This is a genomic window from Corallococcus sp. EGB (assembly GCF_019968905.1).
GTDB lineage: Bacteria > Myxococcota > Myxococcia > Myxococcales > Myxococcaceae > Corallococcus.
The window spans coordinates 5,790,566-5,817,103 of sequence record NZ_CP079946.1 but is presented as its reverse complement, the minus strand read 5'-3'; the positions used below and the strand labels follow the sequence as shown (position 1 = coordinate 5,817,103).

Below are 26,538 nucleotides of genomic sequence, written 5' to 3'. Positions count from 1 at the left end.
CATGGCACTGCAAGACGGAAATCCGGCAGAATTCGACGTCTTCGTCGGATTATCGCCGTTTGGCCAGTCGACGACGCACCCCGTCGAGGATGGATTGGACCGCGGGGCTGAGACCGCCGGAGGGCCAGAGGGCCACGACCTCCACGACCTGGGGCTCTTGCTCGCGGAGGGGCCAGACGTGCAGGTCCGAGGGGAACGGCTGGGTGGGGCGCACGTCCGGGGCGATGGCGCAGGCCCGGTAGGCGCGCAGCAGCTCGAAGAGGTGGAGGAAGCTCTCCACGCGGCCGACCTCGGTGACGGACACGCCGTGCGCGGCGAAGCGCGCGCTGTTGGCGCCGCCGTAGGGGTCGTCGCGCAGCCAGTCCACGAAGCGCTGTCCCTGGAGGTCCTTCACGTCCAGGGCGCGGCGGGACGGGTGCTTGCGGGCGAGCGCGGAGTCCGGGCCCGCGAGCACCACGAACGGCATGCGCAAGAGGGACTCGGTGTCCACGCCCTCGTGCGGGGGCAGGGGCGTGAAGTCGAGCACCAGGTCCTGCTGCCGGGTCTGCACCTGCCGCATGAGCTCATGCGAGCCGCCGAAGCCCACCACCAGCTTGAGGTCGGTGGCGGCGGCATCCTGAGCGATGCCGCCCAGCAGCGACATGGAGAGCGTGGGGTTGAGGCCCAGGCGCAGCGTGGGCTCCACGCGGGCCAGGTCCATCAGCCGCTTCATGTCCAGCTGGTGCAGCGGCGTCTGGGTGCCCGCGTAGAGGCGCTCCCCGCGCGCGGACAATTGCAGGCGCCGGCCCGGCCCGCGCTCCAGCAGGGCGGCGCCATCCGCGAGCGCTTCCTCCAGGGCGCGGATGTGCTCGCTCACTACGGAGCGGGCGACGCCCAGATGGTCGGCGGCGGCCTCGATGCTGCCGGCCTCCACGGCGGCGGTGAAGGACTCGAGCCAGACCAGGTGTCGCTGGAGCTTGCGCGGGGGCATGGGGCCTGGGGCGCGCTAGAGGAAGAAGTCGGGCAACAGCTCCGCGCCGGGGACGGACTGGTACGCATCGAAGTTCGTGACGCCCGCGGCGCGCAGCACTTCCTCGTCGATGCAGAAGTTCCCGGTGAAGGAGCGGCTGGGCTTCGTGAGGATGGCGTAGGCGGCGTCCGCCATGATCTCCGGCTTGCGGCTGCCCTTGATGGTGTCGTCGCCGCCCAGCAGGTTCTGCACGGCGGCGGTGGCGATGACGGTCCGGGGCCACAGCGTGTTGACGGCGATGCCGTCATCCTTGAGCTCCTCCGCCATGCCCAGCGCGCACAGGCTCATGCCGTACTTCGCGATGGTGTAGGCCACGTGCGGACCGAACCAGCGCGGCTCCATGTTGAGCGGCGGCGAGTTGTTGAGGATGTGCGGGTTGGACGACTTCTTGAGGTATGGGATGCACGCCTGCGAGCACGCGAAGGTGCCGCGCGTGTTGATGCCGTGCATCAGGTCGAAGCGCTTGAGCGGCGTGTCCAGGGTGCCGGTGAGGCTGATGGCGCTGGCGTTGTTCACCAGGATGTCGATGCCGCCGAAGGTCTCCACGGCCTTGGCGACGGCGGCGTGGATCTGCGCCTCGTCGCGGATGTCCACCATGCAGGGGAGGGCCTTGCCGCCGGCCTCTTCAATCTCCTTCGCCGCCGTGTAGATGGTCCCGGGCAGCTTGGGGTGCGGGTCCGTCGTCTTGGCGGCGATGACGATGTTGGCGCCGTCGCGGGCCGCGCGCAGCGCGATGGCCTTGCCGATGCCACGGCTGGCGCCGGTGATGAAGAGGGTCTTGCCTTGGAGGTTGGACATGGGCCGCATCCTGGCCCAGTCCCTCGCCGCGTGCATCTGGAAGACAGCGGGGGCGCCTGGGGCCGCGAGGGCCCCGGCCCGGACTGTCGGTTACTGCGTGATGCAGGTAAGCGTCTCCAGCATCGTCACGTTGGCGTTGCCGGTGGTGTTCCACGCACCGACGCCATTCGTTCCCACGATGTATGTATACGCGGACCCTCGGATGGCGGTCGTGTAGCTTTGCGCGCCGCTGTGGCCCCGGTCCTGACAGAAGCGGCGGGCGGTGTCGGCGGCGCCGCTGAAGGTCCCCGTGGGCTGATTGGGGCGGATGGTGCCAACCTGATAGCCATTGACCATGGGCGTCACATAGGTCTGGTAGGTGTCCGCGCTGGCGGACGACGCGAAGCCCACGGCAAGGAGCAGGGACACGAAGAGGGTGGGGAGTCCGCTGCTGCGATGAGACATGCTTTTCCTTGGTTCTTGTTGAAGCGGGGGAAACACGACCGTAGCGGCTCCCTGGAACTCACGCATCGTCCGGACTGCCGTGGCGCGGGTGTCCGCAGGGGGGCACCCCGCGTGTGAAGACCGGAGGGGGATGCTGATCTAGGGTGCGGTCCCATGCGACTGCTCCCACTCCTCGTCCTGGTGGTGTTGACCGTCCGCTGTGCCCACGCGCCGGAGGCCGCGCCACCTGCCTCCGCGCCTCCCGCGGTCGCCTGGCCAGACGCACTGCCTCCCGCGCTGCGGCTTCCGGACACCGTGCGGCCGGTGCACTACGCGCTGGACCTGAAGCTCGTGCCTACGGAGGCCACGTACCCGGGCAGCGTCACCATCGACGTGGAGGTCCGCGAGCCGGTGCGCCAGGTGTGGCTGCACGGGCAGGACCTGGAGGTGACGCGAGCGCGCGTCGCGGTGGGGGACCGCACCTTCGACGCGAAGCCTGTCACCGCGACGGAGGGGCGTCTGGGCTTGCTGTTGCCAGAGGAACTGCCCGTGGGGAAGGCCCGGCTGTTGCTGGACTTCACCGGCAAGGTGGACCGCGAGCGTAGCCAGGGCATCTACGGGGTGGAGGAGGGCGGTGAGTCCTACCTCTACACATTCTTCGAGCCCATCGACGCGCGCCGTGCCTTCCCGTGCTTCGACGAGCCGTCCTTCAAGGTGCCGTGGCGCCTGCGCTTCACCGTGAAGGCGGGGCATGTGGCGCTGGCCAACCACCCCGTCGTGTCGCGCGAGCCGCTGGCGGACGGCCTGGAGCGCGTCACCTTCGCGGAGAGCCAGCCGATGCCCAGCTACCTCGTGGCCTTCATGGTGGGGCCGTTCGACGTGGTGGACGCGGGCGCCGTGGGACGCACGAACGTGCCGCTGCACTTCATCGTGCCCAAGGGGCGGGGCGCCGAGACGCGCTACGCCGCGAGCGTCACGCCGCGCATCATCAAGGGATTGGAGGACTTCTTCGACCAGGCGTACCCCTACGAGAAGCTCGACGTGGCGGTGGTCCCCCGGTACTGGGGCACCATGGAGCACCCGGGCATCGTCGCACTCGGGCAGCCGCTCACGCTCATTCCGCCGGGCGAGGAGACGCTGGCCCGCCGCCGCTCCTACACGGTCATCGCCAACCATGAGCTGGGGCACTACTGGTTCGGCGACGTCGTCACCTGTTCGTGGTGGAACGACATCTGGCTGAATGAATCCTTCACCGCTTGGCTGGACCGTCAGACGGTGGACCGGCTGGAGCCGTCCTGGGACTTCCAGCAGGAGCGCGCGATGTCCGCGATCCGTTCCGCGCTGGCCTCGGATGAGCTGGCGGCGGCGCTGCCCGTGCGCAAGCCGGTGGCGAGCAACGACGACATCGTCGGCTCGTTCGACAACGGGACGACGTATGACAAGGGCTCGTCCGTCATCGCCATGTACGAGGCGTGGCTGGGGCCGGAGCGCTTCCGCGACTTCCTCCGGGGCTATGTCCGCAAGCACGCATGGCAGGTCGCGACAATGGAGGACTTCCTCACGGACCTGGCCCAGGCGGCGGGGCCGGAGGTGGCGAAGTCGTTTGGCGGGTTCATCGAGCACAGTGGAGCGCCGCGGATCACCGCAAAGCTGTCGTGCCCGGCGGGCGCTGCCCCGTCGGTGAAGCTGTCGCAGGAGCGCTACCTGCCCGTGGGCTCGAAGGCGGACGCGCGGCAGGAATGGCAGGTGCCGGTGTGCCTGCGCGTGGGGACGGGCACGCAGTCGTCGAAGGTGTGCTCGATGTTGCAGGGGCCTTCCGCGGAGGTGGCTCTGCCCGTGAAGCAGTGCCCTGCGTGGGTGCTGCTCAACGCGGGCGGCACGGGGTACTACCGGGGCGGCTACACCCGTGAGCAGTTGACGAAGCTGCTCGCGACTCCGGCCGCCGCCTTCACCCCCGCGGAGCAGGTGGCGCTCTGGGGCGACGTGGACGCGGCGGTGACGCGAGGCGACCTGCCGCTGGGCGAGGCGCTGAAGGCGGTGCCTGCCTCCGCGAAGTCGACGAACCGCCTGGTGGTGCAAAGTGGTGCCTTGCTGCTCATGCGGGTGCGCGTGGATCAGCTCACGGCGGAGGAGCGGCAGCGCTTCCGTGCGTGGGTGGCGTCGCTCTACTCCGCGCGCGCACGGGCCATGGGCTGGGTGCCGACGCCGGGCGAGGACGACTCAGTGAAGGAGTTGCGCTCGCTGCTCCTCCGGCTGGCCGGCGGCCTGGGGGATGATCCGCGGGTGGCGAAGGAAGCGCTGCCCCTGGTGCGTGCGTGGCTGGCGGACCGGAAGTCGGTGGATCCGGAGGCGTTCAGCAGCGCGCTGACCCGGGCGGCGACGCATGGTGATGCGGCGCTCTTCGACGCGCTGCTGGAGGCGGCGAAGAAGGATCAGGACCGTACCGAGCGTACCCGGCTTCTGACCTCCCTGGCGTACTTCCGGAACCCGGACCAGATGAGCCGGGCGCTGGGGCTGGTGGTGTCCCCGGACTTCGATGTGCGGGACACGCTGATCATCCTCAGGCTGGCGCTGATGTCACCGGAGTTGCAGGCGCAGGCGTGGAACTTCTACCAGACGCACTTCGACGCGCTGACCCAGCGGCTGCGCTCGGATGACCTGGGCCGGTTGATTGGCGAGACAGGGAACCTCTGCGACGACAGCGGGCTGGCGCAGGTGGAGACCTTCCTCACGCCCCGCGTGGGCAACATCGAGGGAGGACCGCGCGCGCTGGCCCGGGCCCTGGAATCCATCCGGCTGTGCATCGAGTCCCAGAAGGTCCAGTCCCCGAGCGTGAAGGCATTCCTTCGCGCCCGGTGACTCCCCGGGACTGAAGGCTCAGGGGCCGTAGGGACACAGCTTCAGCATCTCCGCGATGGGGGGCCGGCAGAGTTGCAGGAGCTGTGTCTCGTCCAGGAACGAAGACTTCCGCGCCTTGAGGAAACAGGACGCGGGATCATCCGAGGGGGTGGCGTACTGACACAGCTGGAGCGCCTCCGGGTCCTCGAGGAACGCGCTCTCCTTGGCCCGGAGGAAGCACTGCGCCGGAGTGTCGGAGCTGGCACCCTGGCAGAGCTGGGCAGCGATGGTCTCGCTCACCCCGCTGCCCTCGCGCGCCACCTGGAAGCACGAGTACTGTGGCGCGCCCGGGGGTGGCGCTTCCAACTGCCCCACGGCTGGAAGGCCGAGCAGCCCGGCGGCCAGCCCCCAGCATCGTCTCCAATGGCCTCGCTTCATCGTGCACCCCTCCGCGGAAGGTAGGGGAGGCATGGCCCGCAGGGGAGGGACGGGCGGGAGGACGGCCGCCGTGCGCCGGCCGCTTCAGCCGTGCACAGTGCGGCTGTCAGCGGGCACGGCCGCCCGGTCCTTCAAGCCGTAGTCCCGTACGACATGCGCCACGCGCAGGCGGTAGTCGTTGAACACGCCGTCGCGGCCTTCGCGTTGCGCTTCACGGTGGGCCTCCTGGCGCCGCCATTCCGCCACCGCGGCCTCGTCGCGCCAGAAGGACAGCGACAGCAATTTCCCCGGTGTACTGAGGCTCTGGAACCGCTCGATGGAGATGAAGCCGTCGATGCCCGACAGCAGGGGCCGCAGCTGCGCCGCGAGGTCCAGGTACCGCTGCCGGTGCTCGTCGTGTGTCGAGACCTCGAAGATGACAGCAATCATGTCAGTCCTCCCAGGACGCGGGTGTTGGTGGAAGCACGCCAGGTGACGGGGCCCGCCAGGGGCATCAGGTCCAGGTCGCTCGCCAGCACCTGCTCCGCCGCCGCGGTGGCCATGGCCTTCGCCAGGAGCGGCCCGGGACAGGCGTGCGTGCCCAGGCCGAAGGTGAAGCATTGGCGGCCTTCGCGCCGGGGCAGGAAGGCATCAGGCTGGGGATTCTCCAGCGGATCCCGGTTCGCGGCGGCGAGCACGACGACCACGGTCACACCGGCTTCCAGTTCCTGACCCGCGACAGTCGCGGCCGCATGGGTGAAGCGCCGCGTGTTCTGGACGGGGGAGCCATGGCGGGCCGCTTCCTGGACCACGTCGTAGAGCGTGCACTGGCCCCGCGAGACCTGTTCCCGCAGTGAGGGCCAGTGAGCGAAGGCCCGCAGCGTCGCTCCCAGGAGCCCTGCCGTCGCTTCATACGCCTGGGTAAGCAGGCCCACGGCGTTGGGAACGCGCAGGTCTTCCGCGCCCGGCCCATCCACGAGCCGGGCCGTGAACGCGGTTCTCGCCGTGGACTGGAAACAGGTCGACACTCGCTCGTGCAACTTCGCAGCGGCCTCGCCGCCCGCCGGGGGCCCGGCGACCGAGCGGACATAGGCCTCCACGTCTTCCACGGTCGCCTCCAGTGAGTCTTCCGGAAGTCCGAGCAGCGAACCCAGCACGAACACGGGAAATCGGAGGGCCGCGCCCGGCAACCGGGCCAGCGAAGACATCGTGAAAAGCCGTTCCGCCTGGCGACGGCTCTCCGACTCCACTTCGCGCAGCGCCTCCGGCAGCGCGCGCGACAGGGTCTGCTTCACGGCGGGGTAGGGGCCTCCGTCGTTCATCCGCACCAGGCGTCCAAAGAGTGCGCCGGCGGCGGTCCCCACCAGATGCGCTGGCACCGGCTCGGCATGTGGACGGACCCGGCAGTGCTCGCTCGTGAGCACCGCGCGGACGGTCGCCGCGTCCGCCGCGATCCACGGGCTGAAGCCGGGGACGCGGTGCAGTCCACCCCGGGCGCGAAGCTCCGCGTAATAGGGGTAAGGGTCAGGGTGGGTGACGGCCAGATACGGGTCGCTGGGCGGTGTCATTGGTCCTCGGTCCCGGGCACTCTCCTCCCGTTGTCGCGGCCATGTGTTAGAAATTGGTTCGTCATGGAGCGAACGATGGATGCAGGGCCGGACCTCACGACGCTGGCCGCGGCCGTGGGGGACGCCACGCGGATTCGGATGCTGGAGTTGCTCATGGAGGGGCGTGCGCTTGTCGCCAAGGAGCTCGCGTTCGGCACGGGCGTCAGCCCAGCGACAGCGACAGCGCACCTGCATCGGTTGGAGCAGGCCCGGCTGATCCGCTCCACCCGGCAGGGGCGCAACAAGGTGTTCCGACTCGCCACGCCCACCGTGGCGCGGATGGTGGAGGCGCTGATGTCCGTGGCAGTCCGGGGGCCCCGTGCGTCAGCGACGCCGGAGCCGCTGCGCGCCGCGCGCTACTGCTACGACCATCTTGCGGGCCGGTTGGGCATGGGCATCACCGACGCGCTCCTCCGGGCCGGACATCTCTCCCTCCGCCGCCGAGCGTTCGCGCTCACCCCGAGCGGCGAGGCCTGGTTCCAGGACTTCGGCATCGATCTGGCGAGCGTGCGCAAGCAGCGTCGGCACTTCGCGCACCGTTGTCTGGACTGGAGCGAGCGGCGAGACCACCTCGCGGGCGCGCTGGGCGCGGCGCTTGCCTCACGTGTGCTCGCGCTGGGGTGGGTGGAACGTCAGCCCGGGTCCCGGGGCCTCATCGTCACGTTGGGAGGCCAGCGGGGGCTGAAGCGTCACTTCGCCGTGCTGTAGGCCATGGCGTTCGCGTCCGCGCGCTCCCGCGTGCGCTGGATGGCGACGGTGACGGCTTCGTCCACGACACGGGGAAGCCCCTGGGCCTCCAGGGCCTTCAGTCCCGCCTCGGTGATGCCTCCAGGGGTCGCGATTTCCGTGATGAGGCGAGCGGTGGTGGCGCCGGGCTCGGCCAACAGTTTCGCCGCGCCGATGAGCGTTTCCCTGGCGAGCGCCGCCGCTTCCGCTGAGTCCATCCCGTGCGCCATCGCGGCCTGGGCCAGGGTCTCCACGGAGCGAAAGACATACGCGGGGCCCGTGCCGCACACGCCCGTGCAGATCGTGAGCGCTTCCTCGGTCATCCACAGTGGCCGTCCCGTCGCCGCGAAGACAGACTCAGCCGCCTGTCTCGCGGGCTCCGTCGCCCGGGTCCCAGCGGTCAGGGGCGTCACGCCCGCTCCCACGCGCACGGGTGTATGAGGCAGGGCGCGAAGGATGGAGACGCAGGAGGGCAAGGCCGCCTCCAACTGCGCGAGTCTCACATCCGCGGAAAGCGACACCACGGTCTGTCCCGGTTCCAGGGCCGGGGCGATGACAGCCATCAGGTCGCGCAGTTGTGCCTGGCGCACCGCCAGTAGGATCACCCCCGCGCCTCGTACTGCCTGAGCGTTGTCCATGAGGACGTCCACGCCATGCCGGGAGCGCAATTCCTCTCCGCGCTCAGGCCGGCGCACGGTGACGCGAAGCTCCGAAGGCTGCGCATGGCCGGAGCGCAGCAGTCCCTGGATGAGCGCTTCGGCGATCTTGCCGCCTCCCAGGAGGACGAGCGGTGCGGAGATGGAATGGGGCGCCATGCCAGAATCCTACCCTCAAGCACGCCGCCAGGAGCCCACCAACGGAGTCCAGGACGTTGCGCTCTTCGCAAGGATGCAAGCCGCGCTGAGCGCAGCAGCGAATGGTGATGGAGAGCATGAGCGGGGCGTCAGGATGAGATCGCGACAGATGCGCTCACGAGGCGCACTGTTCCAAGGCCTCCGTGGAACCGTACGTCCCGAAGCAAGACGCAGTGGGCCCAAGCGGCATGATTGCGCGGGACGCGGGGGATGGCGGTCAGGGCCGCCCGCCGGGCGCGTTCTTCAGAAACCTGTCCGACAGTCGGACAAGTCCCTGTCGCGAGTCTCCCAGGCCCGCGAACTTGTAGGACAGTCGGACAGGTTTGGGCGGCCAAGGGCCCGAGGCCAGGAACGTGTCCGACAGTCGGACAGGTCATCGCAGCCTGAACCCCAAGCCGGCGAATTTGTAGGACAGTCAGACAGGTTTGCGCGGCCAGGACCCGGGGCATGAACGTGTCCGACTGCCGGACAGGTCGTCGCGGGCTGAGACCCAAGCCCGCGAACGTGTAGGACAGTCGGACAGGTTTGCGCGGCCAGGGCCCGGGGCATGAACGTGTCTGACTGTCGGACTGGTCATTGCAGGCTGAGACCCAAGAACGCGAACTTGAAGGAGTGTCGGACTGGTTTGCACCGCCTGACAGCGGGGCTCTCTTGAGCCGAGCCGGTTGGCATTAGCTGCTCAGGCGATGATCCGGCCGATCTCCGAGGACTTGCGTCGACGCATTCGCGAGGAGCGCGGCACAGGGCGTACGAGGAATTGGCGGAGCAGTCCCGCGTAGGCCGGGCCACGGTGAACCGGGTCCTCCGGCTGAAGCGCGAGACAGGCGATGTGCAGCCGCGGCCTCCTGGCGGGCGTGCTCAAGCGCGTGTCTGACGAGGAGTTACCTCGGGTGAAGGCGCTGGTGGACGCGAATCCAGACGCGACGGTTGCCGTGCCGGTCGTCCTGGTGATCAGGAAGCTTGGCCGCTCGCTGAGCCGCCCCACCTTGGGCCGGATGATCGTGCGACTTCGGTGACTCTCGAACGAAGAAGGGGCTGGTCGCAAGCGGACGTCAGCGTCCGAGCGTCCATCAGAAGCGCGCCGAGTTCCTCACGGCCACCGAAGCCGTTGGGGGGACCGACCCGTCTTCATCGACGAGTCCGGCAGCCATATCGGCATGGAGCGTGAGTATGCCTGCGCCCTGTCGAAGCGCGTGGTGGGCCACGTCCCCAGAAACCGAGACACGGTTCTCACCATGATTGGTGCTCTCACCCAGGACGGAGTCGAGGCCCTGATGACAGTTGAAGGCGGCACGTCGGGCGCCGTGTTCCTCTGCTGTCCGGCAACGACTACCTGATCCCCAACCTACGCCAGGGCGACCTGGTGATGGACAACCTGGGAGCGCACCACGCGACCTGCGTCAAGGAGGCTTCGCTCGGTTGGGGTAGACGTCCTGTTCCTGCTGTCCCGACCTCAATCCCATCAAGCTGTGCTGGAGCAAGGTCAAGGCTCTGCTCTCGAAGTTGGCGGCCCGCCCCGGCAGCACACTCGAGGTGGCCGTCCAGGAGGCCGACGAAGCAGTCACACAGCGCGACGTGGAGGGCGGTTCATCCATTGCGGCACTCGGCTCCGTGCGACTGATCACCGCTGTGAGGCTCGAAGCCCTCGAACGTCTCTGCTTGTCGAACACGTTTGTGCCACACGATGGCCGAGCCTGCGAACCTCGAACCTGTCCGACTGTCGGACAGGTTTTCAGCTCATGCGCCCCAGGGGCGGTCCCTCCCGACATCCGACCCGGATGATGCGCCCGCGCATCCATGTCAGACCCCTGTGGTTGGATGGCGATGCTGGGGCGAGGAAGGGAGACGGGGATGGGACGTGGTGGGCTCGTGGCGTATGTGGAAGCGGAGTTGGAGCGCGATATCGCGCTGGGGCGGCTGCCGCCCTGCGGGCAGTTCGGCTCGGAAGCGACGCTGGCGCGTCGCCATAACGTGTGTCGGGGCACCATTCGTGAGGCGCTGCGGCGGCTGGCGGCGCGGGGCCTGGTGTTACAGCACCCAGGACGCAAGACGCGCGCGGTGGCCCTGGATGAGTCGCTGACACTGGAGAACCTGGGGCTGGCGCTGCATGACGCGCGCTCGCCGGAGGCCCGGTGGCTCCTGGAGGGCTACTTCAGCCTGCGGCGGCAGGTGATGGTGGAGCTCCTGGTCGACTGCTGCGCGAAGGCCTCGCTGGGGGATTTGAACCAGTTGTCGCAGGTCTGCTTCGGGCTTTGGGACGCGGGGAAGTGGGAGTCGGGAGAGCGGTGCGCCCAGGTGGAGTTTGAGTTGCTGCGGCTGGCGGCGCGGGTGGCGGAGCGGCCCGGACATGTGCTCCTTGTGCAGTCCCTGCAACGGGCCTTTCTGGGAGCCGCGGCCCGATTGCTGCCCTTCATGGGCGGTGATGCGCTGCGCGAGTGGGCCATTCGCGCCATGAATGCTCTGTCGGAGCGCGACACACGGGCACTTCAGCAGGAGCTTCCGGCGCTGATGAGGGCTTGCGATGAGCGTTTGCTGGATGCCTTCGCTCCCGTCCGGCCGGAGTCGGCCTCTCCTGACATCCTGCGTGCTCAGGAGGGGCTCATTACTGCTCCCACCTTCACCGCTCCTCAGGACGGAGGTCTGGAGGCCCACCCCTATGTGGAATCGCGGGGCCCTGATTTTATTGCATCAGCTCCCGCGCGGGACGACGCGCTGGTGGAGCGCCCTGCTGCCGAGAATCAGGGGGGCGGCTACCTTGCGTCACCTGCGGAGAACATCTCGGTGCGAGAGGGTGCACCGTGCCCTCTCGCGGAGTCCTTTGCTGGGCAGCCAGAGAACAGGGCGCAGCTGTTCCCTCCGGTCCCGGAAATGTCCGACGCCAAGCCTGGTGCGGAATGCTCCGTGTTGGATGTGCCGGGGGGCACCGTGGGGGCTGCGTGCAACGACAACGAGCGGATTGACGGCAGCTTGGGATGTCTGGGCCGGTGGGCTGCGCGCCTCTGGCGCTCCTGTGGTGGGCGCGCTCTCGTGTTGTTGATCAGAGCTTCACGCCCACCGTGGTCCGCAGCTGCGTGTCCAGGGGCGGCACCGTCGCCGGCGGCGCGCTGTCGTAGGTGAGGTTGAAGCCGATGCCCACCGTGACCCGGGGATTGGGAGTCACCGCGAACAGCGTCTCGTTGAGGATTCGCAGGTCGGCGGGGCGGGTGACTCGCGGCTGGAGGTAGACCGTCTCCACGAGGTGGATGTTCTCCATCAGCTTCAAGCGGCCCAGCAGGTAGCTGGAGACTCGGGGATCCGTGTAGCGGTCTCCCGCGTCCACCTCGCCGTCCTTGCGCAACCGCTCGTGCTCCAACATCAGCGCCACGCCGAGGGTGAGCCCTGTTTTCTCCTCGTTGAGCAGGACGACGCGCGGGCCCGCGCCCAGCAGGGCCCGGAACTGGAGCCGGCGGAACTCGTTGTATTCGTGCTGGGCGAAGGCCTCGGCTGATACACGCTCGGTGAGCCTGCGCCGGTAGCGCACGTGCTCCATCACCTGGCTGACGATCCGTTCTCCACTGGCGAACGAGTACTCGCCCCGGATGACGCCCAGCCAGACGTTCCGCTCGGAGCGCAGCTGGCCTACCAGCGAGCCCCGCACGGAGAACAGCTCCGTGCTGCCCGTGCGCCAGTCTCCCCCCAACTCGATGGCCGCGGCCGGTCCCAGCTCCGCCTTCTCGTCGAAGAGCGCCTGCACGTTGACGATCTGTGCCGCCGCGCCGCTCGCGTGGAGCAACGCCCCCAGCACCCCCCATCCAACCGACTTCAGGAGACTCATGTCCCTCTGCTGTGCCTGCTCGCGCGCTCCTGTTCAACCCTGTTGTGAGGCCCCCCGGCATGCCGGCCCGGCGCTTGACCCGATGGGGAGAGCGGAGCATGCCTGGACCTGATTCGCAGGCCCTTCTCACGCTCGGAGTCCGCCCATGCAGGTTCACATCATCGATGCCTTCACCCGCACCGCCGGTGCAGGAAACCGTGCGGGCGTGGTGCTCGACGCGTCCGCGCTGGAGGTCCCCACGATGCAACGGGCCGCCGCGGCCGTCAGTGCGTCCGAGACCGCCTTCCTCCTGTCCCGGCCCGGTGATGCCACCGTGCGCCTGCGCTACTTCACGCCCGTGGATGAGATTCCCTTCTGCGGCCATGCCACCGTCGCCACCTTCCATCTGCTCGCGGAGAAGGGGCTCCTGCGAAGCCCCGGGACGTTCAAGCTGGAGTGCCCCGGTGGCACCTTCGACATCGAGTTGGAGCCTCGGAGCGCGCATGAAACGCGGGTGTGGATTGCCACGCCCCCGCCGCCCGCTCTGCCCAACCCCGTGGCGTTGGAGGCGCTGATGGCCACGCTGGGCGGGACAGCGTCGCAGGTGGACACGTCACTGCCGGTGATCCGCCAGGGCCACCGGCTGGTGGTGCCCCTGCGGCGGCTCGCTGACCTGGAGGCCCTGACGCCGCGAGGCGCGGCGATGAACGCCCTGCTGATGCCGCACGGCTTGCGCGGCGTCTACCTCTTCGCCCGCGAAGCGAAGGAGCAGGGGAGCGTGGCCCAGGCGCGCTACTTCGTCCCGGGCTTCGGCATCCTGGAGGACCCCGTCACGGGCTCCGCCGCGGGACCGCTCGCCGCCTACCTCGCTGAACACGGCATCCTCCGCCTTCCCGCGCACGGCGGCACGGTGTCCGGTCGCATCGAGCAGGGCGACACGCTCGGCAAGCCGGGCCGCATCGACATCCAGGTCACCGGCCAGCCGGGCCACGTCGAGCGCGCCCGCGTCGGCGGGGTGGCGCTCACCGTGATGGACGCCACGCTGCTCGCGTAGCGGGGCTCCCGCCAATGACAGACACGGCGGGCCGGCGGCCCCGGACCCTTGATGGCCCTCCCTCGCGCCTCCAGGTTTGGGATTGGGATGATTCCATCCCCGCTTGGAGGACATCATGGCTGCCGACAACAGGAACCCGGGGACGGAGGGGAAGCCCTCCTCTCCGCCCGCGATGAAGAACGCCCAGTCCGACGTACAGCAGGGCGCAAGCTCACAAGGCCAGGAGCCCCGGACAGGCTCAGGCATCTCCCGCCGTGAATCCCAGGTACCCACCACCGTGCGGGAGGCCATGCCCCTGACCCCATTCGGGCTCATGCGCCAGATGATGGAGGACATGGATCAGCTCTTCATCGGCTTCGGAGGCCGGGGATTCATCCCCCGGAGCAGCGTGCTGGACGAGGGCCTCTGGTCACCCCAGGTGGACGTGCTGGAGAAGAACGGGCAGCTCATCGTCAAGGCCGACCTGCCCGGCATGAAGCAGGACGACATCCACGTCGAGCTGCAGAACGATCAGCTCGTGATTGAAGGCGAGCGCTCCTTCGAAGTGGAGGAGGAACAGGAGGCCGAGGGCGTCTGGAGTCTGGAGCGCGGCACCGGCACGTTCCGCCGCGCCATCCCGCTCCCGGAAGGCATCGACACGGAGTCGGTCGAGGCGAACTTCGAGAACGGCGTGCTGGAAATCTCGCTGAAGCTCCCGGAGGCCGAACCCCAGGGCAAGCGCATCGCGGTGAAGGGTGGCTCGCGCGACGAAGCCCGCAAGCTGACGCGCGGCAAGCCCGTCCACTGAAAGGACGGGGCAAGGACTCAGTGCGCGTGCCGGCGGCCCTCGTCCTCCACGACGGCGGCCGCCACCTTCTCCGCCGAGTCGCGCAGCTCCCCCTCGAGCGGCGAGTGCCAGGACTCGAAGGCGAACAGCTTCCGCATCAGCTTCCCGGCCTGATAGCCCGGGCGCAGTCCGATGGCGTCGAACATCCACGCCATCGCCTCGTCCGCGAAGGTGTACCAGGCCTCCTCGCAGCCGGTGGCGTCCATGGTGAGGTTCACCGTGGTGACAATGCCATCCGCCAGCGCGAGCAGCCGGATGTCCGTGTCCTCGGGCGCCGAGGGCAGGCCCTGTTTCAGCGCCTGGAAATGGGCATCCAGCTTGAACAGCCATTCGCGCGACCGCTCCAGCGCGTTGATGATGAGCTGGATGTTGTGTTCCACGCTCATGTCCGGCAGGGGCTTGTGCCGGAAGAAGCTGTGACACCAGCAGTAGCCTCCGAAGCTCTCATTGCCCAGAGACAGATTCGTGTCCGTGTACCAGGGCCCCAGGTTCTGCCGGAGCAGCCCCTGGACGTGCTTCGCCATCGCGTCGTGCTGCTCGTCCGTGAGCTTGCGCGCCTCCGGCGGCACACGCGGCGCCAGATATTCGCGCAGCATGCGGATGACCTTCTCCGGGTCGTACGCGTCCAGGCTGTCGCGGATGCGGTCCCAGGTCCCCAGGGATGCCTTGCTCATGCGGTCACCTCGTTCATCCCGGCACCTCGTTGCGGCACGGCGCGTCAGGCCCCGCGATGCTCCGGGCCAGCAGCCGGGCCAGCCGCGTGTAGTTCACCGCGTCTCCCGGGTTCTTGCGCCACAGGACCACCGGGACCAGGGGCGGGGTGGGCAGGCGGCCCCGCCGCAGCATGTATTCCAGCCACAGCCGCGCCGCTCGGGCGTTTCCGTCCGGGAAGGGGTGGAAGAAACACAGGTCCAGGTACAACCGCGTGGCGTGCGCCACCGGATGGCGCTGCTCCCGCGCTTCCGACTCCACCTTCTCGCGGAACGCCGCCTCCAGGCCGGGCGTGTGCGCGTACCGGTGCGCGCCACTCCTCGCGAAGGCGTCGCCAGTGCGGAAGCCCGTGGGACCGCCCAGCAGCATCGACTGGACCTCCACCATCCCGGTGAAGGTCAGCGGCTCACCGGCGTCCGCGAGGCGCCGGACCCGGGCGAGGGCCCGCTCGAAGCGCTCCGTCCGCGCCGGCCCCTGGGCTTCATGGGCCGGTGCGTCATGGCGGAGCAGGAAGTCCTCCTGGGCGCCCGTCTCCCGGAAGGCCTGCCGCGCCGCGGCCTCCAGGTCCCACCGGAGCGCGGGCAGTGCCCAGTCCAGGGCGCGGGTGGCCTCGCGGTGGGGCGCGAGCTGCTCGGTGGGGGGCGGGCCTTTCACTCGGGGTCCAGGGCGCGGAGAGGGTTGGGAAGCCCACCATGGACCGGTTTGGGTGACAAACACCCCGGTCAAACGGGTCATCTTGTGGGTCCTGGAGTGGAGCCCCGGCAAACAATTGCGTAAACAGGCCGTTCTCGCAGCAGGGAGAAGGTACTGAATGAAGACGTTCCTCGTGGTCAACCCGCGCAGCGCCAACGGGCAGACGGGGAAGCGATGGGTGGAGATCTCCGCGCAGGTGGGCAAGGTGCTCGGCGACTTCGGGTACGGCTTCACCAGCGGCGGCATGGATGCGGCGCGTCTGGCGCGGCAGGCCATCGACGATGGCTATGAGTGCATCGTCGCGGTGGGCGGAGACGGCACCCTCAATGAAGTCACCAACGGCTTCTTCCGCGACGGCCAGGTCATCAACCCCCAGGCCACGCTGGGGCTGTTGCCCCGGGGCACGGGCGGCGACTTCCGGCGCACCTTCGGGTGGGACCTGGAGCTGACGTCCGCGCTGGAGCGCCTGCGCTCGGAGACGACCGAGCCCTTCGACGTGGGGCGGCTGGAGTTCACCGACAACGACGGCAAGCCGGCCACCCGCTTCTTCGCGAACATCGCCTCGTTCGGCGTGAGCGCGGTGGTGGCCCGCGAGGTGAACCAGGGCAGCAAGGCGCTCGGCGGCAACCTGAGCTTCATGTGGGGCACCGTGAAGGGCCTCTTGAAGTACCAGGAGCAGCAGGTGCGCATCACGGTGGACGGCGGCGAGCCGGAGACGGTGAGCGTCACCGCGATCGCCGTGGCCAACGGCCGCTACTTCGGAAGCGGCATGTTCGTGGCGCCCGAGGCGGTGACGCACGACGGCCTCTTCGACGTCACCATCTGGTCCAACTACGGCCTGTCCGACTTCGTCCTCAAGTCGAAGGGCGTCTACAACGGCGACCACGTCACCTGGAAGGGCACGCGGCGGCTGCGCTGCCGCACGCTCCATGCGGAGCCCTTGACGGGTGACGTGTTCCTGGACGTGGACGGTGAGACGCCGGGCAGGCTGCCCTGCCGCATGACGCTGCTCCCCGGCGCCATCCGCCTCAAGGTGTAGCGCCGGAGCGCGGAGGGCGCGGCGCTTCCTTCACGGGGGCGCCCGCGCCGGCATGGGGCGGGACGGGCGCGGGGCGGTACCAGCTCGTCTGTCCCAGCAGGTGCCGCGTGAAGCCGTCCTCCACCAGGGGCGAGGCCTCCGCGGCGCCCAGCACCAGGAAGCCGTCCTGGTGGAGCATCCGCCGCACGCGGGCGAGCACCGCGCGCCGGGTGGGCACGTCCCAGTAGATCATCACGTTGCGCAGGAAGATGAGGTCCATGGGCGCTTCCATGGAGAAGTCGTCCAGCAGGTTGAGCGGCCGGAACTCCACCGGCTTGCGAACCTGGTCGTTCAGCCGCCACCCGTCGCGCTCCGGGCGGAAGTAGCGCTGACGCAGCTCGGAGGGCAGGCCCCGGTGGATCTCCTTCGCGTCGTAGCGGGCCTCGCAGGCACGCACGAGCGCGCGGGTGGAGAAGTCGGTGGCGAGGATGCGCACGGTCCAGCCGGTGATGAGCAGCCCGGCCTCGGCCAGCGTCATGGCCACGCTGTAGGGCTCCTGGCCGTAGGCGCACGCCGCGCACCAGATGCGCAGGGTCCGCGTGCGGACGCGCTTCGCCAGCAGGGCGGGCAGCGCGGTGGTGCGCAGGGCCTCGAAGACAGGGGTGTCTCGGAAGAAGGCCGTCTCGTGGTTGGCCAACGCCTCCGCCACGCGTTGATGGAGCGGGCTGCCCTCGGGCTGCGAGCGCAAACGCGACACGAGGGCGGGCAGGTCCGGCAGCCGCTCCTCGCGCAGGAGGGGCGTGAGGCGCGCCTCCACCAGGGCGTGCGTGTCGGGCTCCAGCACGAGCCCGGAGCGGCGCAACACGCGCTGCCGCAGGTACGCGAAGTCGTCGGGATGAAGCGTCATGCTCCGGTCCTCCGTCCGCGCGCGTCCACGCGCCGCGCCAGCTCCGGGGCCAGCGCGTCCAGCGACACCACCGCGTCCGCGAGCCCCGCCTGCTCCACCGCGCCCGGCATGCTGCCGATGACGCAGCTGGCCTGGTCCTGCACCACCACCTGACCGCCCGCCTCGTTCACCCGCCGGCAGCCGCGCAGCCCGTCCTGGCCCATGCCCGTGAGCACCACCGCGAGCACTCCCGCGCCGTACACCTCCGCCGCGGAGCGGAAGAGCAGGTCCACCGCCGGACGGCACGCGTTCTCCGCCGGCCCCTGATGCGTGAAGAGCCGCACGCCCGTCGCGTCCCGGCAGACGGCCAAGTGGAAGTCCCCGGGCGCGACCCACACCTCGCCCGCCCGCACGGACGCGCCGCTCACCGCCTCGCGCACGGTGAGCGGGGTGACGCCCTGCAACCGCTCCGCGAGCAGCCGCGTGAAGAGGGGCGGCATGTGCTGCACGATGAGCACTGGCACCGGCAGGCCCGCGGGCAGCGCGGACACCACGCGCACCAGCGCGCCCGGGCCTCCGGTCGAAGCCCCGATGACGATGACCTCCACCCGCGCGGGCGCCCGTGGCCGGAGCAGGGATTCGCGAGGCACTGGAGCGACGATGGGCGCGCAGGGCGGCGTGCGGACGTGGAGCGCCTTGAGCTTGCGCACCAGCTCGTCCCGCACGGCCTCCACGGTGACGTTCATCCCGCCCGCGGACGTGGGCTTCGTCACGTAGTCGCGTGCGCCCAGCGCGAGCGCCTCCAGGGTCAGCACGCCCGCGCGTTCAGTGAGCGCGCTGAACATCACCACCGGCAGCTCCGGGGCGCGCTGGCGCAGGAGCTTGAGCGTCTCCAGCCCGTCCAGCTCCGGCATCTCCAGGTCCAGCAGCACCACGTCCGGCTGGAACTGCTCCACCTTCGCCAACGCGATGCGCCCGTTGGGCGCGGTGGCGACGACCTCCAGGCCCGGGTCCGTGCCCAGCAGCAGCGACACCTGACGCCGCACCACGGCCGCGTCGTCCACCACCAGGACCCGGATGGCGTTCATGCGCACCCGCTTCACCGCGCCGCGTGCGCGACCGGACAGCGGCCCGTGGGGGCGCTGGCGGCTGACTCGCCATACACCTCGTGGCGCGGCCGGCTCGCGAGGATGGCGCTCGCCCCCCAGTCCGTCACGCGGTGGAAGGGCTCGGACGCGATGAAGGCGTCGAAGCCCTCGCGGCTTTGCCATTCCGAGACGATGAGGTAGCGCCCTGGCGCTCCCACGCTCCGGAACAGCTCCGTGTGCGCGTGCTCGGGCAGCTTGCGCATCGCCTCCTGCACGAGCGCGAACTTCCGCTCGAAGGCGTCCGCCTTGCCCTCACGCACCTCATAGTTCATGCCGATGGTGACCATCCGTAGCTTCCTTCTCCGTGTGTCACTCGAGCCAGACCCGGACATGCCGGTCGCCCTCGTCCAGGTGGAACAACTCCGACGGCCGCAGCCCCGCCGCGACCGCCGCCGCGCCAATGCCTGCCGGATCGAGCCCTCGCGCCGCGAGCCGGGAGGGCAAGTCCTCCGGCAGGAGGTCCTCCAGGTGCGCCGTCACGTCCGCGCGGAAGGTCAGCGCGACGCGGGTGTTGCCGGCCTCCGTCACGCGGACCTTCAGGTAGCGCGCGGAGCCCTCCACCCGCGCCTCGGAGTGCGACGGCGGCGGTGGCAGTGACGGCGCGCGGGCCTCGTCCAGCAGCGGCCCCCAGGCGATGGGCGTGTCCAGCACGTCCAGGTGGCGCACCAGCCCGTGGAACGCGCGCAGGACGTACAGGAGCGACGCCGGCCCCGCCGCGCGGAAGTTCCAGCGGTGCGGCCCCAGCGCCTCGGTGAGCCGCGCTCCCAGCCGCCAGCCTCGCGCGTGGAAGGGGCGGTCCTGGAGGAATGGCTCCAGCAGCACGCGGCTGACGGCGGGCAGCGCCTCCGCCATGGGCTCCAGCAGTTCCGGCGTGAACCCCAGCATCACCCACGCGGACAACAGCTGTTCCGGACGCGGTGGGGAATCAGGGCAACGGAGGAGCGCGATCAACCGCCCCAGGCCCGCGGCCACCTCTGGCGGCAATGGCTTCACGCAGCCGAAGTCGAGCACCCCCAGCACGACGTGGCCCTCCGGTCCCCGGGACACGCGGTAGTTGCCTGGATGCGGATCCGCATGGAGCGCGCCCCAGGTGAAGCAGCCGTGGAGGAGCAGGCGCACCAGTGTCGTGGACAGCGCGCGGCGGTCCGCCTCGCTCCAGCGCCAGCCCTCCGCGAGCGGCACACCGTCCACCCAGGTCATCACCAGCAGGTCTTCCCGCGTGAGCGCGTCCACGGGCGCGGGGACGACGACGCCCGGCACGTCCGCCATGCGCGTGCCCGCATCCCGCAGGGCCTGGGCCTCGAGGCGGTAGTCCAGCTCGCCCTGGAGCATCCGGGCGACTTCGTGGCGGTACGCGGACAGGTCCAACTTCCCGCGCCAGCCACCCAGCGGCGCGGCGAGCAGCCCCAGCGCGCGCAGATCATCCCGCACGGCCTCCGCGATGCCCGGGTGCCGCAGCTTCACCGCCACGGCGCGCCCGTCGTGCAGCACGCCCCGGTGCACCTGCCCCAACGACGCGGCGATGCCCAGGCCGTCCAGCGAGGCGAAGACCTCCCGCCACGGACGGCCCAGCCGGCGGGACACCTCCGCCAGCGCGGCCTCCGGCGCGAGCGGGGAGGGCGCCTCCGCGAGCGAGCCGAACCCCGGCGCCTCCTCGCCCAGCTCCGCGAGCGTGAGCACCTGCCCCACCTTCTGCGGCAGGCCGCGCAAGCCCAACAGCCTCCGGGTCAGCTCACGCCTCACATGCTCCGCGTCCTGGGGCAGGGCTTCCCGCCGCAGGCGCGTGGAGGCGCGGGCCACCTGGCCCAGTTCCCACCACCGCTTCAATCCGGTTCGCACGTGCCGTGGCTCCTGGACCCTGATTCCGCCCGCGCTACTTCGTCCGTCCCTGTTTGTCTGTCGTGTCCACCTGCACGACCAGCCGCTGAAGCGACTGCGCCATGTGGGCCAGCTCCACCGCGGAGCGCTGCGTGCTGCCCGCGCCCTCGGTGGTGCTCCGCGCGGCCTCCGCCACGGCGGCCATGTTCTCGGAGATCTGCTGGCTGCCCTTGGCGGCCTCGCCCACGTTGCGGAGGATCTCTCCCGCCGTGGCCGTCTGCTCCTCCACGGAGGAGGCGATGGACGTCTGCAGCTCGTCGATGCGGCTGATGGTGGCGCCAATTTCGAGGATGGCGTTGACCACCTCCTCGGTGTCGCCCTGGATGCTGCCGATCTTCTGGCCGATGTCCTCGGTGGCGCGGGCCGTCTCGCGCGCCAGCTCCTTCACCTCGTTGGCCACCACCGCGAAGCCCCGGCCCGCCTCGCCCGCGCGGGCTGCCTCGATGGTCGCGTTGAGCGCGAGCAGGTTGGTCTGCTGCGCGATGGAGGTGATGACCTTGATGACCTTGCCGATGTCCTGGCTGCTCGCCCCCAGCTTGCCGACGACGGCGGACGTGGAGTCCGCCAGCTTGACCGCGGAGGCCGCGACCTTGGCGGCGGTGCTCGCGTTGCGTGCCACCTCGCGGATGTTCGCGTTGACCTCCTCCATGCCGGACGCGACGCTCTGCACGTTGCGGCTGACCTGCTCCGCGCCGGCGGACACCTGGGTTGCCTGCGCGGCGGTCTCCTGCGCGTTGCTCACCAGCTGCTGGCTGACGCTGGACAGCTCCTGGGACGCCGCCGCGAGCGTCTGCGAGTGCTGCGTCACCTCCTGGAAGATGCCGCGCAGGGTGGAGTCCAGGTCCTTCTCGCGCTGCTGCACGGCGAGCTTCTCGGTGATCAGCTCCCACGTCACCATGGGGCCCAGGTAGCGCCCCTGGCCGTCGTACACCGCCGTCACCAACAGGTCCGCGGTCTCCGGGCCGATGGGGATGTTGGCGCGCACCGGCAGGTTCTTGTCGTTGGACAGGAGCTTCCGCTGGTACGTCGAGTCGCGGTGGAAGACGTCGATGTGGGAGCCCAGCACCCGGTCCGCGGTGACGGGCAGGTGCTTCTCCACGCGCTGCAACAGCCGGCGAGAGGCCGGGTTCAGGTAGACGATCTTCAGGTCCAGGTCGGCCACCATCACGCAGGTGGGCGCGTTCTCCAGCATGGCCCTGAGGCGTGCCATCTCCGTGTCCGCGCGCTGCTGATCCGTGACGTCCGTCCACGTCGCCACGTATCCGGTGAGCGCTCCGCCGCGGCCCTTGATGCCGTCGATGCGCGCCTTGATCAGGGTGGGGCCCACGGCGAAGTGGGCTTCGTGCGGAAGCGCCTCGGGGTCGCGCAGCCGCTCGTCCTCCAGGCTCAGCTGGTGCTCGAAGTGGGCGAGGAAATCGCTGCCCGCATCCCCGACGCCGCCGCTGAAACCAGACGCCTGATGGATGCGCTCGATGGCGTCCGAGGAGGCCGTGTTCGAGAAGAGGATGGCCAGGTCTTCGTCCAGCACGAACAGGTTGACGCTCGCCGCGTTCAGCACCGCCTCGCTCAGCGCCCCCTCGAGCAGCGTGGACGTCCGGCGGCGCGAGGACCGGGCCGCGGGCACTGGGGTCGCGGCCACGCGGCGCCCCTGCGTCCGCGAGGCACGTGCCGGGGCGCGCTTGCTCACGGCGTCGCCTTGAATCGTGCCCAGGGCCGCGAGCACCTCTCGAGCGACAGGGCCGGGCACGTCCAGCTCATCCAGCACGGCGGCCAGGTGCTCGGCGACGCGCTCGAAGTGATGGGGCTTGAGCTCCATGCCGGCGTGCACATCGCGCGGGGACCGGCCGCGATAGAGGGCCGGACCGCCCAGGAGCTGGGTGAGGAACGCGACCATCCGGCGCTGCACCTGGACGAGGTCCGCGCGGCGGAAGAGGGGCTTGAGCAGCGCATCCGCCAGCACCCGCGCGTAGAGCTTCTGCACGGCGGCGGTCAGTGGGGCCTTGCCGCCCAGGCGTTGGAAGGGGGTGGTTTTCACGGCGGGCGCGGTCGAGCGTGCCATCAGCGGGACTCCTGGGAACGCAAGGGGAAGGAAGGGGCGGCGGAGGCGCTGGATGCGGGCGAGAGCCCGTCCACCACCGCGTCCGCGGACAACACGAGCAGCAGCCGGTCCGGCAGCGCATGGACGCCCAACAGCAACGAGCGCAGGGGCCCGCGCAGGTTGTCCGGCAGCGGAGCCAGGGCCGACGGCTCGAAGGGGAGGATGTCGCCGATGGCATCCACGCGGAAGCTCACCGCGCCCTCGTCGCCGCGCAGGACGACGTGGGGCGCGTCCGCGGGGGACGTGCCCTCGGGCAGGCCCAGCCGGCGCCGCAGGTCGATGGCGGGGACGATCTGCCCACGCAGGTTGAGCAGCCCCGCGACCTCCGGAGGCGCGCCGGGCACGCGCGTCAGCGGAGGCGGCATCAGGATCTCCTGCACGCGTTCGATGTCCAGGCCGAACAGTTGGTCGCCCACCTGGAACGAGCACAGCTGGTGGAAGCCCTTCATGGCGCACCGCCCATCAGCAGCTCCGGGTGCACGGCGCGAACGGTGCCCTCGACGTCCAGGAACTCGGTGGCGCGGGACTGCACCACCATGGACCCCAGCACGCCCGGACGGCGGGTCTCCCGCTGGAGCGCGAGCTCCACCTCCGCGACGTCGAGGATGGCGTCCACCACCAGTCCCACGCGCGTCTCCGCGTGCGTGGTGACGACGACGGAGAGCGAGTCGTCCAGCGCGAGCTTCACGTTCCGCGCGAGCTGTTCCGTCGCCCCAGGCCTCGCCTCCAGCACGGAGGCCACGCGCACCAGCGGCAGCAACTGCCCGTGGTAGCGCGCCATCTCCATGCCTCCGCTCAGCCGCTCCACGTCCGACGCGGGCAGCTCCTCCAGCCGCGTGACGCGCGACAGCGGGATGGCCACGCGACCCTCCGCGCCGGCGCGGCACAGCAGCACCCGCTCGCGGTTCTCGTCCGCCGGTGCCGCTTCGGGAGCGGTCTCCGGGACGACCCGCTGCGCCTGCACCTCGGTCACCGAGCCCACGCGGCTGCACAGGCCCATGGCGTCCAGGATGAGCGCCACGCGCCCGTCGCCCAGCACCGTCGCGCCCGCGTAGCAGGCCAGCCCCTTCAGGTGCTTCCACAGCGGCTTGACGACGATCTCCTCCGTGTCGTGGATGGCGTCCACCCACAGCCCGAAGGTGCGCTCACCGGCCTGTAGCACGACGAGGGTGGCGCCCGCGTCCAGGTCTGGCGTCGCGGGCCCCACGCCCAGCTCCGCGGCGAGCACCACCAGTGGCAGCAGCTCCCCGCGCAATCGCAGCACGCACGCGCCCTGGATGCGGGTGATGTCCCTCCGGGCCTGCTCCGGCTCCAGGAACACCACCTCCCGGAGGGACGCCTGGGGCAGCGCGTAGCGGTCTCCCCGGCAGGTGACGAGCAGCGCCGGGATGATGGCCAGCGTGAGGGGAATCTTGAGGGTGAACGTCGTGCCCTCGCCAGGCCGGCTCCGCACCTCCACGGTGCCGCCAATGCGCTCCACCTGCGTGCGCACCACATCCATGCCCACGCCGCGGCCGGACAGCGACGTGACGCGCTCCGCGGTGCTGAAGCCCGGCAGGAAGATGAGCATCCGCGCGTCCGCGTCCGACAGCCGAGCCGCCTGGTCGGCCGTGAGCAGGCCCCGCTGCTCCGCCACCTGCCGCACCCGCTGCACGTCGATGCCCGCGCCGTCGTCGGACATGCCCAGGTGCACCAGCCCGCCCTCATGCGACGCGCTCAGCGTCAGGCAGCCCACGGGCGGCTTGCCCGCCGCGCGCCGCTGCTCGGGCATCTCCACGCCGTGGTCCACGGCGTTGCGCAACAGGTGGGTGAGCGGATCATGCAGCGCCTCCACCAGCGTCTTGTCCAGCTCCGTGTCCGCGCCCTGCAATTGCAGCCGCACCTGCTTGCCGCACCCGTTCGCCAGCTCGCGCACCAGCCGGGGGAAGCGGTTCCACACCTGGCCCACCGGCTGGAGGCGCGTCTTCATCACCACCTGCTGCACCTGCGTGGTGACGACGTCCAGCCGCTGCGACGCGGTGGCCAGGTCCGCGCCCGGCGTGGGCGAGGCCGCGCACTGGAGGACGCGGTTGCGCGCCAGCACCAGCTCACCCATCAGGTTCATCAGCCGGTCCAGGAGCGCCACGTCCACGCGCAGCTTGGAGTCCACCCCGGTCGCGGCGCCGCGCCAGGGCAGGGCACCCGGAGGCGTCAGCGGCTCCGGCACCTGCAGGGGCTTGGAGGCCGTCGCCGCGCCCGTCATGCGGGCAAGCAACGCCGAGTGGTCCACCGCGGGCTCCAGCCCCGTCGCCTCGATGTGCTCCAGCGCGCCGCGCGCCGCGTCCGCCAGCGCCAGCAGCGTGGACACGCGCTCGCGGTCCAGCACCAGGCGCCGGTCGCGCGCCAGGCCGAGCATCTCCTCGGCCGCGTGCATCAGCGCCTCCAGGCGGGTGAAGCCCAGGAAGCCGCAGGTGCCCTTCACGGTGTGCAGCGCCCGGAACAGCTGCGCCATGAGCGGCTGCGAGCCCGGCTGTGCCTCCAGCTCCAGCACCGTCGACTCGATGCCCTGCACGTGCTCGCGGGACTCGAGCAGGAACTCCCGCATCACGTCATCCCAGCCCGGAGTGTCACCCACGGACAGGACGTCCCATGACAAGAGTCCAGACAGGCTGGATGTATTTGCTGTGATGGCTGTGACCGGCGCTGCCCATGGGCAACGGCCCCCCCGACCCCCAGGACTCCGGAGTCGAGGTTCCAGCATCCTCCAAGGTCAACCGCTTGGAAGCTGTCCCGGAGGGAAGGCGCCCTGCTCAGAAGAACAGGCGGAGCAGATCGTAGCGCGTCTCGGCTCCCAGCTTTCTCAGCAGGTTGGCCTGGTGGAATTTCACCGTGCGCTCGGTAATCCCTAACACGGTGGAGATGTCGGTGGGCGAGCGGCCGAGTGCGAGGTATCGCAAGACATCGCCCTCACGCTCGGACAGGCGCGCGGCGCTGGCCATGCGCCTCACCTTCGCCTCGAAGAGCCCGCTGAGCGTGTCATCACCAATGGTGTGCACGCTGACGAGCGCGGTGCCTGCGCCGGTGGGCGTGGCGGTGACGACCTCGTAGCCCTCGGTGTCCTCCGGCGCCTGCCGCACGATGGTGTGCGGCCAGGACCCGGGGGACGACGCCGTCAGCGGACAGTCCTGGCAGGGCGCGTCGCGGTGGGCGAAGGCGCCGAAACACGGCCGGCCCACCATCTCCTCCTGCCGCGCCTGCCCGGAGGCCCACACCGCCTTGAGCGTCCCGAACGACGACAGCTCGGTGGAGATTTCGTAGCTCAAGTCCCGGTGCGCCTCCGGAGGCCGCGGAGGCTCCGCTGCGACGGTGGGCTCGGGGAGGGAGCGGGGCGGTGCCGCGCGCGTGATGATGGCCACCAGCCGCAGCGGGGGCTGGCCCACGGCGGCCACGTCCATCTCCACCGGCAGCCGCTCGCCATCGCGCGTGAGCACCTCCGTCTGCAGCCGGTGCTCCGCGGTGGTGAAGATGGCCCGCAGCGCCTGGCCCACCTCGCGCCCATGCTCCGGCGGCGTGCAGACCTCGGTCCAACGGCGCCCCAGCAATTCCTCACGGGGCCGGCCCAGCAGTGACGTGAGCGCCCCATTGGCCAGCTCGATGCGGCCGCGCCGATCCATCACGACGATGGGGCGCACATCCCGCTCCGCCAGCAGCGATGCGGTCAACGACCAGTCCATGAGGCCCCCCAGCCGCTGCAACCACGTTGGAGCTTTTCAGAAGTAATT

25 protein-coding genes are annotated in these 26,538 nt (G+C 70.2%); 7 read left to right on the top strand and 18 right to left on the bottom strand.

Annotated features, from left to right (window positions below; genetic code table 11):
* Window positions 1–49: 49 nt before the first annotated feature.
* The 3 genes from KYK13_RS23850 to KYK13_RS23840 form a co-directional block, all read right to left on the bottom strand.
* Entirely contained in the window at window positions 50–970 is a 921-nt protein-coding gene (locus KYK13_RS23850) for a LysR family transcriptional regulator (protein WP_223633728.1), read from the bottom strand.
* Window positions 971–985: 15 nt separating this feature from the next.
* Entirely contained in the window at window positions 986–1,807 is an 822-nt protein-coding gene (locus KYK13_RS23845) for an NAD(P)-dependent oxidoreductase (protein WP_223633725.1), read from the bottom strand.
* A 90-nt stretch (window positions 1,808–1,897) separates the two neighbouring features.
* Window positions 1,898–2,251, bottom strand: a complete 354-nt coding sequence (locus KYK13_RS23840; RefSeq protein ID WP_223633722.1) for a hypothetical protein — start codon at window positions 2,249–2,251, stop codon at window positions 1,898–1,900.
* A 153-nt stretch (window positions 2,252–2,404) separates the two neighbouring features.
* On the opposite strand from KYK13_RS23840, the gene KYK13_RS23835 reads away from it, so the two are divergent.
* On the top strand, window positions 2,405–5,089 hold the full coding sequence (locus KYK13_RS23835; protein ID WP_223633719.1) for a M1 family metallopeptidase: 2,685 nt from the start codon (window positions 2,405–2,407) through the stop codon (window positions 5,087–5,089).
* 18 nt (window positions 5,090–5,107) lie between these two features.
* Here the strand turns inward: KYK13_RS23835 and KYK13_RS23830 are convergent, their stop codons facing one another.
* The 3 genes from KYK13_RS23830 to KYK13_RS23820 form a co-directional block, all read right to left on the bottom strand.
* Window positions 5,108–5,506 (bottom strand): hypothetical protein, encoded by a 399-nt coding sequence (locus tag KYK13_RS23830; protein ID WP_223633716.1) that lies wholly within the window; start codon window positions 5,504–5,506, stop codon window positions 5,108–5,110.
* 84 nt (window positions 5,507–5,590) lie between these two features.
* Entirely contained in the window at window positions 5,591–5,935 is a 345-nt protein-coding gene (locus KYK13_RS23825; protein WP_223633713.1) for an antibiotic biosynthesis monooxygenase, read from the bottom strand.
* On the bottom strand, window positions 5,932–7,053 hold the full coding sequence (locus tag KYK13_RS23820; RefSeq protein WP_223633710.1) for a cytochrome P450: 1,122 nt from the start codon (window positions 7,051–7,053) through the stop codon (window positions 5,932–5,934). Before KYK13_RS23820 ends, KYK13_RS23825 begins: the two co-directional genes overlap by 4 nt.
* A gap of 63 nt (window positions 7,054–7,116) precedes the next feature.
* Here KYK13_RS23820 and KYK13_RS23815 point away from each other — a divergent pair, with 63 nt between their 5' ends.
* Window positions 7,117–7,800, top strand: coding sequence for a helix-turn-helix transcriptional regulator (locus tag KYK13_RS23815; protein WP_223633708.1), 684 nt, complete (start codon window positions 7,117–7,119; stop codon window positions 7,798–7,800).
* Here KYK13_RS23815 and proC read toward each other — a convergent pair.
* Window positions 7,782–8,633: a pyrroline-5-carboxylate reductase gene (proC, locus tag KYK13_RS23810; protein WP_223633706.1), complete on the bottom strand. Its 852-nt coding sequence runs from the start codon at window positions 8,631–8,633 to the stop codon at window positions 7,782–7,784. The genes KYK13_RS23815 and proC overlap by 19 nt on opposite strands.
* A gap of 929 nt (window positions 8,634–9,562) precedes the next feature.
* Here proC and KYK13_RS38910 point away from each other — a divergent pair.
* Both KYK13_RS38910 and KYK13_RS23805 read left to right on the top strand, forming a co-directional pair.
* Window positions 9,563–9,688, top strand: coding sequence for a hypothetical protein (locus KYK13_RS38910; protein ID WP_255653977.1), 126 nt, complete (start codon window positions 9,563–9,565; stop codon window positions 9,686–9,688).
* Between the two features lie 835 nt (window positions 9,689–10,523).
* Entirely contained in the window at window positions 10,524–11,789 is a 1,266-nt protein-coding gene (locus KYK13_RS23805) for a FadR/GntR family transcriptional regulator (RefSeq protein ID WP_223633703.1), read from the top strand.
* On the opposite strand, the gene KYK13_RS23800 is transcribed toward KYK13_RS23805, so the two are convergent.
* Window positions 11,710–12,486 carry a YdiY family protein gene (locus tag KYK13_RS23800; protein WP_223633701.1) on the bottom strand — a complete coding sequence of 259 codons (777 nt, stop codon included), beginning with the start codon at window positions 12,484–12,486 and terminating at the stop codon, window positions 11,710–11,712. The genes KYK13_RS23805 and KYK13_RS23800 overlap by 80 nt on opposite strands.
* A gap of 145 nt (window positions 12,487–12,631) precedes the next feature.
* Between KYK13_RS23800 and KYK13_RS23795 the strand changes: the two genes are divergently transcribed.
* A complete protein-coding gene (locus KYK13_RS23795; RefSeq protein WP_223633699.1) occupies window positions 12,632–13,519 on the top strand; it encodes a PhzF family phenazine biosynthesis protein in 888 nt (295 codons plus the stop codon).
* A gap of 289 nt (window positions 13,520–13,808) precedes the next feature.
* Window positions 13,809–14,306, top strand: a complete 498-nt coding sequence (locus KYK13_RS23790) for an Hsp20/alpha crystallin family protein (RefSeq protein WP_223633697.1) — start codon at window positions 13,809–13,811, stop codon at window positions 14,304–14,306.
* Between the two features lie 17 nt (window positions 14,307–14,323).
* Here KYK13_RS23790 and KYK13_RS23785 read toward each other — a convergent pair whose 3' ends face one another.
* Window positions 14,324–15,019 carry a hypothetical protein gene (locus KYK13_RS23785; protein ID WP_223633694.1) on the bottom strand — a complete coding sequence of 232 codons (696 nt, stop codon included), beginning with the start codon at window positions 15,017–15,019 and terminating at the stop codon, window positions 14,324–14,326.
* 13 nt (window positions 15,020–15,032) lie between these two features.
* Entirely contained in the window at window positions 15,033–15,710 is a 678-nt protein-coding gene (locus KYK13_RS23780) for a Fic family protein (RefSeq protein ID WP_223633692.1), read from the bottom strand.
* A gap of 157 nt (window positions 15,711–15,867) precedes the next feature.
* On the opposite strand from KYK13_RS23780, the gene KYK13_RS23775 reads away from it, so the two are divergent.
* Complete coding sequence (locus KYK13_RS23775) at window positions 15,868–16,788, top strand: diacylglycerol kinase family protein (RefSeq protein WP_223633689.1); 921 nt, start codon at window positions 15,868–15,870, stop codon at window positions 16,786–16,788.
* Here the strand turns inward: KYK13_RS23775 and KYK13_RS23770 are convergent.
* The 8 genes from KYK13_RS23770 to KYK13_RS23730 all read right to left on the bottom strand — a co-directional run bounded on the left by KYK13_RS23770 (window position 16,778) and on the right by KYK13_RS23730 (window position 26,490).
* Window positions 16,778–17,674, bottom strand: a complete 897-nt coding sequence (locus KYK13_RS23770; protein WP_223633686.1) for a protein-glutamate O-methyltransferase CheR — start codon at window positions 17,672–17,674, stop codon at window positions 16,778–16,780. The two genes, KYK13_RS23775 and KYK13_RS23770, sit on opposite strands and share 11 nt — an antisense overlap.
* On the bottom strand, window positions 17,671–18,741 hold the full coding sequence (gene cheB / locus KYK13_RS23765; protein WP_223633683.1) for a chemotaxis-specific protein-glutamate methyltransferase CheB: 1,071 nt from the start codon (window positions 18,739–18,741) through the stop codon (window positions 17,671–17,673). Before cheB ends, KYK13_RS23770 begins: the two co-directional genes overlap by 4 nt.
* Before the next feature lie 11 nt (window positions 18,742–18,752).
* Window positions 18,753–19,088, bottom strand: coding sequence for an antibiotic biosynthesis monooxygenase (locus tag KYK13_RS23760; protein WP_223633680.1), 336 nt, complete (start codon window positions 19,086–19,088; stop codon window positions 18,753–18,755).
* Window positions 19,089–19,110: 22 nt separating this feature from the next.
* Window positions 19,111–20,640 carry an AarF/ABC1/UbiB kinase family protein gene (locus KYK13_RS23755; protein WP_223633677.1) on the bottom strand — a complete coding sequence of 510 codons (1,530 nt, stop codon included), beginning with the start codon at window positions 20,638–20,640 and terminating at the stop codon, window positions 19,111–19,113.
* Window positions 20,641–20,674: 34 nt separating this feature from the next.
* Window positions 20,675–22,738 carry a methyl-accepting chemotaxis protein gene (locus tag KYK13_RS39095; protein ID WP_223633674.1) on the bottom strand — a complete coding sequence of 688 codons (2,064 nt, stop codon included), beginning with the start codon at window positions 22,736–22,738 and terminating at the stop codon, window positions 20,675–20,677.
* The gene (locus tag KYK13_RS23745) at window positions 22,738–23,226 is read right to left on the bottom strand and encodes a chemotaxis protein CheW (protein ID WP_223633671.1); all 489 of its coding nucleotides are present in this window, start codon (window positions 23,224–23,226) and stop codon (window positions 22,738–22,740) included. The genes KYK13_RS39095 and KYK13_RS23745 overlap by 1 nt, the downstream gene beginning before the upstream one ends.
* A complete protein-coding gene (locus KYK13_RS39090; RefSeq protein ID WP_304504055.1) occupies window positions 23,223–25,391 on the bottom strand; it encodes a chemotaxis protein CheA in 2,169 nt (722 codons plus the stop codon). The genes KYK13_RS23745 and KYK13_RS39090 overlap by 4 nt, the downstream gene beginning before the upstream one ends.
* A 175-nt stretch (window positions 25,392–25,566) precedes the next feature.
* Window positions 25,567–26,490: a PAS and helix-turn-helix domain-containing protein gene (locus KYK13_RS23730; protein WP_223633668.1), complete on the bottom strand. Its 924-nt coding sequence runs from the start codon at window positions 26,488–26,490 to the stop codon at window positions 25,567–25,569.
* Between the last annotated feature and the right edge of the window lie 48 nt (window positions 26,491–26,538).